At 66.0% G+C, this 9,568-nt stretch carries 12 protein-coding genes and 1 tRNA gene; 3 read left to right on the top strand and 10 right to left on the bottom strand.

Features of this window, described 5'->3' with window-relative positions; genetic code table 11:
• Together ABDV68_RS02860 and ABDV68_RS02855 are read right to left on the bottom strand one after the other, a co-directional pair.
• On the bottom strand, positions 1-3,131 hold a 3,131-nt coding region (locus ABDV68_RS02860), incomplete at its 3' end, for an NAD-glutamate dehydrogenase domain-containing protein (protein ID WP_343518140.1).
• A 156-nt stretch (positions 3,132-3,287) separates the two neighbouring features.
• Positions 3,288-4,562, bottom strand: coding sequence for a hypothetical protein (locus ABDV68_RS02855; protein WP_343518139.1), 1,275 nt, complete (start codon positions 4,560-4,562; stop codon positions 3,288-3,290).
• A 165-nt stretch (positions 4,563-4,727) separates the two neighbouring features.
• Here ABDV68_RS02855 and ABDV68_RS02850 point away from each other — a divergent pair.
• From ABDV68_RS02850 to ABDV68_RS02840, 3 genes are all read left to right on the top strand, one after another.
• Positions 4,728-4,803, top strand: a tRNA-Thr gene (locus ABDV68_RS02850).
• A 464-nt stretch (positions 4,804-5,267) separates the two neighbouring features.
• Positions 5,268-5,405 carry a hypothetical protein gene (locus ABDV68_RS02845; RefSeq protein ID WP_343518138.1) on the top strand — a complete coding sequence of 46 codons (138 nt, stop codon included), beginning with the start codon at positions 5,268-5,270 and terminating at the stop codon, positions 5,403-5,405.
• Positions 5,406-5,474: 69 nt separating this feature from the next.
• Complete coding sequence (locus ABDV68_RS02840) at positions 5,475-5,684, top strand: hypothetical protein (RefSeq protein ID WP_343518137.1); 210 nt, start codon at positions 5,475-5,477, stop codon at positions 5,682-5,684.
• A gap of 555 nt (positions 5,685-6,239) precedes the next feature.
• Here ABDV68_RS02840 and ABDV68_RS02835 read toward each other — a convergent pair.
• From ABDV68_RS02835 to ABDV68_RS02800, 8 genes are all read right to left on the bottom strand, one after another.
• On the bottom strand, positions 6,240-6,617 hold the full coding sequence (locus ABDV68_RS02835; protein ID WP_343518136.1) for a hypothetical protein: 378 nt from the start codon (positions 6,615-6,617) through the stop codon (positions 6,240-6,242).
• Between the two features lie 2 nt (positions 6,618-6,619).
• Positions 6,620-7,033 (bottom strand): hypothetical protein, encoded by a 414-nt coding sequence (locus ABDV68_RS02830; RefSeq protein ID WP_343518135.1) that lies wholly within the window; start codon positions 7,031-7,033, stop codon positions 6,620-6,622.
• A complete protein-coding gene (locus ABDV68_RS02825) occupies positions 7,030-7,164 on the bottom strand; it encodes a hypothetical protein (RefSeq protein ID WP_343518134.1) in 135 nt (44 codons plus the stop codon). Before ABDV68_RS02825 ends, ABDV68_RS02830 begins: the two co-directional genes overlap by 4 nt.
• A 77-nt stretch (positions 7,165-7,241) precedes the next feature.
• Positions 7,242-7,400 (bottom strand): hypothetical protein, encoded by a 159-nt coding sequence (locus ABDV68_RS02820; RefSeq protein WP_343518133.1) that lies wholly within the window; start codon positions 7,398-7,400, stop codon positions 7,242-7,244.
• An 11-nt stretch (positions 7,401-7,411) separates the two neighbouring features.
• Positions 7,412-7,807 (bottom strand): recombination protein NinB, encoded by a 396-nt coding sequence (locus ABDV68_RS02815; protein WP_343518132.1) that lies wholly within the window; start codon positions 7,805-7,807, stop codon positions 7,412-7,414.
• A complete protein-coding gene (locus tag ABDV68_RS02810; protein WP_343518131.1) occupies positions 7,800-8,195 on the bottom strand; it encodes a hypothetical protein in 396 nt (131 codons plus the stop codon). Before ABDV68_RS02810 ends, ABDV68_RS02815 begins: the two co-directional genes overlap by 8 nt.
• A complete protein-coding gene (gene ssb, locus ABDV68_RS02805) occupies positions 8,195-8,653 on the bottom strand; it encodes a single-stranded DNA-binding protein (protein ID WP_343518130.1) in 459 nt (152 codons plus the stop codon). The genes ABDV68_RS02810 and ssb overlap by 1 nt, the downstream gene beginning before the upstream one ends.
• Positions 8,653-9,537, bottom strand: coding sequence for an ERF family protein (locus tag ABDV68_RS02800; RefSeq protein WP_343518129.1), 885 nt, complete (start codon positions 9,535-9,537; stop codon positions 8,653-8,655). The genes ssb and ABDV68_RS02800 overlap by 1 nt, the downstream gene beginning before the upstream one ends.
• Positions 9,538-9,568: the final 31 nt, after the last annotated feature.

Below are 9,568 nucleotides of genomic sequence, written 5' to 3'. Positions count from 1 at the left end.
GCTTCGGATGCTGCCTTCACATAGGTGCCGATGCCGCCGAACCAGATGAGGTCGACCGGCGCCTTGAGGATCGCCGAGATGAGCGCGCCGGGCTCGATCTCCGTCGCCTCGATGCCGAGCGCTTCGCGGACTTGCGGGCTGAGCTTGATCACCTTCTCGGTGCGCGCGAACACGCCGCCGCCTTTGGAGATCAGCGCCGGGTCATAGTCCGCCCAGCTCGACCGCGGGAGCGCGAACATGCGGTTGCGCTCCTCCCAGCTCGCCGCCGGATCGGGACCGGGGTCGAGGAAGATGTGGCGGTGGTCGAACGCCGCGACCAGCTTGATCGCCTTGGACAGCAGCATGCCGTTGCCGAACACGTCGCCCGACATGTCGCCGCAGCCGGCGACGCGGATGCTCTCCGTCTGGACGTCGGTGCCCATCTCGAGGAAGTGGCGCTGGACGCTGACCCAGCCGCCCCTGGCGGTGATGCCCATCGCCTTGTGGTCGTAGCCGACCGAGCCGCCCGAGGCGAAGGCGTCGCCGAGCCAGAAGCCGCGATCGATCGCGATCGCGTTGGCGACGTCGGAGAAGGTCGCGGTGCCCTTGTCGGCGGCGACGACGAAATAGGGGTCCTCGCCGTCATGGATCACGACACGCTCGGGATGGACGACCTTGCCCGCGACGATGTTGTCGGTAACCGACAGCAGCGAGCGGATGAAGATACGGTAGCTTTCCTTGCCTTCCTCGAACCAGGCGTCGCGATCGACGGCGGGGGAGGGGAGCAGCTTGGGATAGAAGCCGCCCTTCGCGCCGGTCGGCACGATCACGGCGTTCTTGACGCGCTGCGCCTTCATCAGGCCGAGGATCTCGGTGCGGAAATCGTCGCGGCGGTCGGACCAGCGCAGGCCGCCACGCGCGACCGGGCCGGCGCGCAGGTGGATGCCCTCGACCCGCGGCGAATAGACCCAGATCTCGCGCCACGGGAGCGGGGCGGGCAGGTTGGGCACCTTGGCGCTGTCGAGCTTGAACGCGAGCGCCTCGGCCGCCGCGGGGGCGAAGGCGTTGGTGCGCAGCGTGGCGCGGATCACCCCGGCGATGGCCCGCAGGATGCGGTCGTCGTCGATCGCGCTGACCGCGTCGAGACCGGCGGCGATCGCGGCATCGGCGGCCTTGACCGCCTCGGCGCTGCCCTTGGCGCGCGCCGGATCGTGCGCGGCGGCGAAGCGCTCGACCAAGGCGGTGGCGACCGCGGGCGCGCGGCGCAGCGCCTCGACCACTGTGGCTAGGCCATAAGCGAGGCCGGTCTGGCGGAGGTAGCGGAACCAGGCACGGAGAAGCACGACCGACGCGGGGGCGAGGCCGGCCTCGACGATCAGGCGGTTGAACGCGTCATTCTCCGCTCGCAGTTCGAGCACGGCCGCGATCGCCTCCTCGACCGTCGCGGTGTCGCCCTTGCGCGTGCCGCCGCCGGCGAGCGCGACCTCGAAGTCGTGGATATAGGCGCCGGCGTCGCCAGGCAGCGCGGTCGGCACTTCCTCGATCACGCGGAAGCCGAAATTCTCGAACACCGGCACCGCGTCGGACAGCGGCAGCGGGCCGCCGAGGCGGTAGAGCTTGATGCGCAGCTTGTCGCCCTGGTCGAAGATGCGGACCGAGCGGGCATTGACGTCGGCGAGCCCGGCGATGCGGACGACGTCCCGCGCCGCCTCCTCGGGCGGATTGCCGTTGCGATAGCCGAGCGGGAAGGCGGGGGCGTAGCGCAGCGCGAGGCGCGCGGCGCGGGCGGCGGCGAGGCCATCCTCGACAAGCGCGCTCTCCACCGCGGGCAGCCAGCCGCGCACCATCCGCTCGAGTTCGGCATCGAGCGCGGCGGCGTCGGGCATGCGGCCCTCGCCGCGCAGGTCGAGCGTGTAGCGCAGCAGCGCGACGGGGCCGTCCTCGAGCGCGATCGACCAGCTGATCTGGGTGGCGTTCGATTCACGCTCGAGCATCTCGCCGATCGCGACGCGGCGCCCGGTCGAGACCTCGTCGCGCGGCAGCCACACGAAGGCGAAGAGATGGCGGCCGAGCGCGCTGCGGATCAGGATCAGCTTGGAGCGCGGGCGGTCGGTCACCGACATGGCGGTGAGCGCGATCTGCTCCAGCGCCTCCTGCGGGAAGGCGGTGGTGAGATCGTGCGGCAGACCGGTCAGTGCGTGCGCCAGCGCCTTGCCGGTATGGCCGCGCGGGTCGAAGCCGAACTTGGTCTCGAGCGCCGACAGGCGCGCGCGCAGCACGGGCACTTCGTCGGGCGTCGAATGGAGCGCCGCACTGGTCCACAGGCCGGCATGGACCGAGAGGCCGGTCACCTCCGCGCCCTCGCGCACCGGCACGAGCACGAGATCGAGCGGGGCGCGGCGATGGACGGTCGAGATGAGGTTGGACTTGAGCAGCAACGGCGGCTGGCCGCCCTTCTCGAACCACTCGACCGCGAGCGCGCGCGAGGCGTCGGCGAGCAGCGGCGTGTCGAGCTTCATGCGGCAGATGCCGGCGGCGTCGGTGACCTTGCCGTCTGTGTGCCAGGTCTCATGGCCGACCAACGTCATGCTGCCACCCTGGAACCAGCGCAGCAGCGACGCGGCTTCGGGATCGCCGACGCGATTGGCGTCCTCGGTCATCGCCCGGCGCAGCTCGGGCCAGTCGGTCACCGCGGCGCGGACATGGCCGAGATTGCGTTCGAGATCGCGGACCAGGCCAGTGCGGTCGCGGGCGTCGGCGCGCTCCAGCTCCATATAGACCATCGATTCGCGCGAGCCCCCGGCGCCGATGCCGGTGAGCGAGCCGTCGCCCGCGCGCTCGACCGAAACGACCGGGTGGATCACGCGGCGGATCGCGATGTCGTGCGCGGCGATCGTGGCGGAGATCGAGTCGACCAGGAACGGCATGTCGTCGTTGACGACCGCGAGCCGCATCGCGCGGCTGTCCTCGCCCAGGCCGGTCTCCAGCGCGATGCCCGGCGTGCACGGCGCCCGCGTCGCCGCGGCCTCGGCGACGAAGCGGGCGGCAGCGGTGCGTTCGGCGTCGCCGAACCCCTCAAGCTCTCCCGGCAGGGCCCCATCGGTGAGACGCGATTGCAGCGCCTCGGCGAGCGACTTGATCGGCTTGCTCATGGCGCCGGGCTATGCGCCGGGACGCGGCGCGGCTCAAGGCTTGCTGCACTGCACCGAAACAATTGAGACGATGTTGCCGTGCCACCGGTGGCAGCCGACACAAAGCTGCGCGGGAGGTGCCGCTTGGCTACGACCGTTTCGGTGCCGCGGCGGCGATCAGGCCGCGGCCTTGCGCACCAGGCGCTCGGCGAGCGCGGGATCGTCCTCGAGTTTGGCGACGACGTCGAGCATGCCGTCCTCCCCGGCGCGCGCGAGCAGCAGGACGAACTCGTTGTCGCCGGCCTCGATCTCGACATGGGCGAGCGGGGGACGGCTGCGCAACTCCTCGGCGGCGCGGGCATAGATGTCGGTTCGCGGCGCAGGCTTGCGCAGCGCGCGCTCGGCCTTGACGATCGCCTTGATCCCGCCGGGGTCGGCGGTGAGGAAGGCCTCGAGCCCACCCTCGGGCACCTCGTTGCGGCGCGCGTTGCTCATCACCGCGGCGAATTCGGTGAGGCGCGTCTTGTCATAGTCGGTGCCGAAGACGAGCTTGGCGGCGGCGGTCATCGGCGCGCGCGCCTGAACGGTGATCGCGGCCTCGGCGAGCAGCGCGGCATAGCCGTCCGCGTCCGATTCGGCGGCGCAGGCAAAGTCATAGGCCCGCGACAGCGCGCGGTAGAGCGAAGCGCGGCTGCGCGTGTCGGCGGCGCGCGCCGCGGCGGCGCTTTCGCGCGCCAGCGCCAAGCGGCCGGCGAGCGTTTCGAGAATGCTGGCGACGTCGTCGTGTGGGACTGCGGGTTCGGGCTCGTCGGTGATCGGCGCGCTGGGGCCGTCTGCCCAGACCGCGGTCGCGGCGGCGGGCGGCGGCGCGGAGCGGCGCGCCTCCTCATATTCCCGTTCGAGCTTCGCCTGGGTCTCGGCGTCGACCATCTCCTTCCAGTTGATCACGCCATAGATGAAGTCGATCGTGTCCTCGTCGGAGGAGAAGGGCATCAGGATGCCGCGATACAGCGTGTTATGTCCGCGCTGGCCGACGAACTCGGCCTCGAAGCCGATCGGCGCGCGGTTGGCGATGATCTGGAGATAATGGTCGGTCAGACGCGAGAGCAGCGAGCGGCTGGGCACTTCGCCGACATGGGTGATGTCGCTGGTGACTCCGCATTCCTCGCGGAGCGAGCCGCCGAGATAGCGAAGCGCGGGATTCTCGATCCCGACGGTGAAGTCGAGCAGCACGCTGTGCGGCCCGAAATCGGCGATGCTCTCGGGATCGAGATCCTCGATCGAGGGATAGGCACGGCCGCGCAGCAGCGACACCCAGTGGTTGTAGGCGCGCACATGCATGCGGCGCTCGTCGGTGCCGATGTCGATCCGGTGCTGCCGGCTGCCCGAATCGCTGACGCCAGTGTCGTCGAGATCGGTTTCGTGGCGGTCTTCCAGTCCGCGGGTGTCCATGCGCATGCTCCACAGAGGGCCAACGCCCTCAAACATGCCGAGTCTGCGCCTGCCATGGTAAATCTTGTGTAAAGACCCGGCGCGGGCTCAACCGTTTCGCAACGCTTGTCAGCCAGGGAAGAGGCTGGTAAGCGCCGCCACCTTCCCCGGCGACGCGCCGGGCGCGCCGCTTTAGCTCAGTTGGTAGAGCATCGCATTCGTAATGCGGGGGTCACAGGTTCGAGTCCTGTAAGCGGCACCATCGTTTCGCTGAGAATTCTGCGCCTTTCCCGAGTCGCGGTCAACCAAAATCGTAGCCGCATTCCCTGTTTTGGACAGCGAATGGACAGCAGAAAACTGGTGGGCAGCGGTCATCACGCGCCGGAAAATCTTGGACAGCGCGGCCTTGGCATCGGCCATATGATTCGGATCGTACTTGGCGTAGCGCGCGGTGACTGACTTGACCGCCTCGTGGCCGAGGAGGCTCTCGATCTGGATCGCGGGGACGGTCCCCATCTTTCGCAGCTCCGTCGCCACGGTGTAGCGGATCGTCTTCGCGACGGCCTCGGGCGGGAGACCAAGCACGCGCCGGATTGTCCGCCATGCCCGCTTGCGCGACTTCACCGTGTCAGCGCCGTCCTTGGCCCATTGGCGAAGGATTGGCTGCACCTCGTGGATCGAGGGCACGACAGGATTGCGCTTGCGGGTTCTCGCCTTGCCGACAGGATGAAGGTCGATCAGGCCGTGCGCGTCGTCGTACTGCGCGCGCGGATCGAATGCCAGCGCGGCTTCTGGTCGGCACGCTGTCGCCAGTTGCAGGACCAGCCACCGGAACATGCCGATGCCGTCCTTATCGGTCGCTGACATCGCAGCAACGGCGATGATCGCGCCGAGCTGGTCGATGGTGTAGAGGTATTCCCGAGCTGTCGAGCGGTGGCGCTTGTCCACCTTGGCCAGCTTGTTCGCCATAGGGATGCGGCCGAAGTCGATCTGTCGATTGATGGCAGCTCCGATGCGAGCAAGGTCCGAGTGGACGGTTTCGCCGCGCACGCCTTCGCTCCGGTGCCGATATGTCTTGCCGCGCCAATCGACCTCGTAGCTGTGCGGCCCCATGCGCCAGGCAATGAAGCGGGCAAACAATGAGGTATCGGCGGCTGCTACGGTCACGCCAGCGTTCCCGTCCTCGATGAGGAATCCGAAGAAATGGCGGATCGAACATGCGATGGAATCGGGGCGCTCGGCTTTACGGCCATGCTCCTCCCAATAGACCATGATCGCCGGCACGAGCCCGGCAATCTCGCTCGGCTGCGGCTGCGTGGATCTGATGCGATCGACGTGCGCGTGGAGCCATGCCTTGGCATCATCTAAGCTCCTGCACTTAGTGCTGAGATATACGACCTGGCGAGTTCCTTTCCGGTAGGTAGCGGCTTGCCAGATGTTTGGAGACTTCTCGTCCCTTCGCTTGTCGAGCCAGAAGTCGCCAACGATGTAGGGGCTATCTTGACGGGACACCGGGCCTGCAACTCCTCGATTTTCTTGAGCGTGATGGTCTGGAATACACCCAACTCGGCCAACACGGCTATCTCGTCGGACGACACATTGAAGCCCGTCCCATTGCGAAGCGCGCGCTCCATTTTTTTGGCAAGGGACAGGACATCGCCCACGGCTACCTCCTCCCCGGTATAGAGTAGGGGATGGTCATGGCTGGCCGTCCACGTAGGTTGTCACGGTTCGGCCGCGAAGCTTCAGCGTGCCGCCGTTTATCTTGACGCCTTCCGCGCCCAGGTTCATCGCGGTGATGACAGTTGGGGTAAGAAGCTCGTCGCGCACCCTCTCGAAGTCGAAGCCGTGCTTGCGCTCAAGGTAGCGAATGACGGCATGATCGGAAACACGGGGCTTAGCCTCCATCTCCTTCAGCTTCTCGCGCAGTTCCGTCCGCTGTTGCGACAGCTTAGAGCGCGTGCGATCGATGTTGCCGAGTTGCTCTCGGATAGGCTTGGCGTCTGAGTCGAGCGAGGCGAGCCGCGCGTCGAGTTCCTCAATCTGCTCGCGAATGGTGGCTGCGAGGTTCTGCATTGCTACTCCACCACCGTCAGAGATTGATCTTCCTGGGATGCTAGAGCGCGGAGAGCAGCTGCGCAGAGGGCGAGGGCTGGAGTCGCGCAGGAAAGGATGCGAATTTTATTTTCGCCATCTGACGGGATCACGCGGTCAAGCACCGCACCACCCGTTGCGAACAGAACCCAAGTCCACCCTTCAGGCACCAGAGCTATCGCCGCCTCAAGGCCGCAATTCCAGCATAGGCAGTTCAGCACCCTTGCGCGCAGCTTAGCCCACGCGTCGAACTCGGGCGCAAACATCGGCACGCGACGTGGCTGATAATCAGCCTCAGGCTTAGGATGCATCGCCGCGAACGCAGCTTGGATTATTATAATTTGGTCGGCTTCATCAGCCTTCTCGCACCGCTCAGCGAGTTCTAGAAGCTTGCTCATGCCGCCACCTTCTTTCCGGCGAACGCCCCCTTGCGGCCCGGGACAACGGCGGCGCCCTCAACGGGCAGCAGCACCAAGTCACCACCGCGCTTCATGGTGCGCTCGATCTTGAGGGGCTGGTAGCCCTTCATGGCTAAGATATCTCGGTAGGTCATCGATCCTTGCTGGCGGGCCTTGTTAGGTGCCCGCCAGTCCCTGGGAGAAAGGGTTAGCTGCGTTTCAGAGAAGCGCTCGCCTTACGGAGAGCGTTCGCCCGCTTGAGCGGTTCGAGCATGCGCGCGACCTTTGCTTCGGCCTCGTAAGCCCGATCCTGCCAGTAGGCGTTCAGGGTCTCCAACTGCTGGTAGCGCTTCTTGCTTACGAACATGGGTTTCCTCCTTAGGCTGCGTCTTGATGCGGTTCAGACCAAACGACGCCGTTCTCACTTCCCCATGCCGACATGAAGTCGATGAGCGTGGACATCTGCGATTTGGTCAGGTGCGAGCTGCGGAAGCCCTTGGGGAAAGGTCGACCGTCCAGCCCGTCGACAAACTGGCACTCCCAACCGCAGGCGTTCATGAAGATAGCCTTCCAATCGTCGGGCGTGTGGCGGCGGCCGAGCGGCTGCTGTACCGAGATGTCGGTCAGCATGGCCCACATGCGGTCGTTCTGCTCCTGGGTTCGCCGCGGCTCCTGAACGCTCGCGACATAGCCAGCGGGCGCGCGGTCGATGAAGCGCTTGGCACGCTCCCGTTGGAACCCGCTGGTGAGCGTAATCGTGTAGTCCCTAGCCATTGCGGGCCTCCAATTCCTGTTCCCACTTCTTGCGGCCAGGCCATGCGCGCCAGTACTCTGCGGCCAATTGCTCTGCCTTGGCTGGAAGATAACGGGCGTCGAACGCGGGCCAGCCAATGACGTGCTGCAATTTGTGGCAGTTATCGGAGAGGGGAATGCACCAACGGTCAGCGACCTTGCTCGATGCCCCTTTCGCGTCCGGCGTCCCCTTGGCCGCGTAATCGACGTGAGCCGAGCGCATCGGCCCGCCGCAGTCCGCGTTCCTGCCCATGCACGCGCACGCGCGGCCACGAAGCCACTGGCGGAAGGCGTCAGCCACCTTCCACTCGGGACGCGGGGCGTTCCGCTTGCGGGCGCGCAGGGCAGAATGGCCAAGAATGCCGCGCATCAGAACGGCACGTCATCGTCGGGGTCGAACCCCGGAATATGGCCTTCGTCACCCGGCCTGTAACCGCGCTGACTGGACTCGCTCGTCTGCTGCTGCGATCCACCGCCTGGGCCGTCTAGAAGCACGAGCTTCGCGTCGAAGCCCTGAAGCACCACCTCGGTTGCGTAGCGATCAGCGCCAGCCTGGTCTTGCCATTTGCGCGTCTGTAGCTGGCCCTCCAGATAGACACTGGAGCCCTTGCGAAGGTAGCGCTCGGCGACGTTGGCCAGCCCCTCGCTGAACAGTTTGACCGTGTGCCACTCAGTGCGCTCCTTGCGCTCACCGGTGTTGCGGTCCTTCCACGTCTCGCTGGTGGCGACGCGCAGTTCGACGACCTTCCCACCGTTGGAGAAGGTGCGGCTCTCAGGGTCTCGACCCAGCTTGCCGAGCAGGATCACCTTGTTGACCGAGCCAGCCATTAGCGCAGCCCTCCCGCGATCTCGGTCTGAACACGCGTGATGACGCCGCCCAAGCCTTCGTGCTGCTGACCGTCTTTCTCATAGCCGTCCCACCACGAGGGGAGCGCTTCCTTGAGCTGAGCGATGATCTCCTTGCTCTCGTCGTCGGCAAGCAGGGCGTTGAGCTGGTCGTCATCGGCGCAGCTCTCGACATTGCGCCATAGCTGGCGAGCGATGGTTTTCAGTTCGGTCTTGTTCTTGGCCGGCCCCTGAGGAAACGGCTGATCCCGAACAGTCTCGATCGGCTTCTCGACGACGGTTTCCGGCATGGCGGAAACCCCGTCATCGTCGGAGCCGACGACCTTGATGTTCAAGATCGCGATGGTGCCGTAGCGCATGCCGTACTTGGTGCTGGAGCCGATCGCCTGCACGGCGTTCTTGCTCCCGCTGCTATCATGGGGGAGGTCGAAGTGCGTGCTGTCCTCGTGGCCCGCTACATGGGCGAGGATGGTCGTCACCCGGACCTTGCCATCCGGCGCCAAGCCGTTGCTGAACTTGAGGTCGAAGCAGTGCTTGGTCAGCACCGGCATCACGGCGTCCTGCAAATCCTCGAACCGCGCAAACGGCGTTTCCTGAACGATGACGTTGGCATCCTTCTTGTCGCGGATGATGAGCTGACCCTTCATCCCGATCTCGGGAAGCTCGGGACGCATCGCCAGCTTTGCCTCGGTGAAGGCTTGCTTGGCGGCGCGCTCCTCGATCCTCTCGCGAAGCGCAAACAGGCGTTCGAGCTTGTCGATGTCCGTATTTGGATCGCGAGCGGCCCGTTCGATCACCGCCAGAATATTGTCGCCATAGACGGCAACTTCACCGCCTTGTTCTTCCCGCTGAGCTACAGCGTTCATCGTCCTTCTCCGTTGTGTGGGGGATGGTCTG

This window comes from Sphingomonas sp. (assembly GCF_039595165.1).
In the GTDB taxonomy this organism is placed as follows: Bacteria; Pseudomonadota; Alphaproteobacteria; order Sphingomonadales; family Sphingomonadaceae; genus Sphingomonas.
This window is presented reverse-complemented; position numbering and strand designations above follow the sequence as displayed.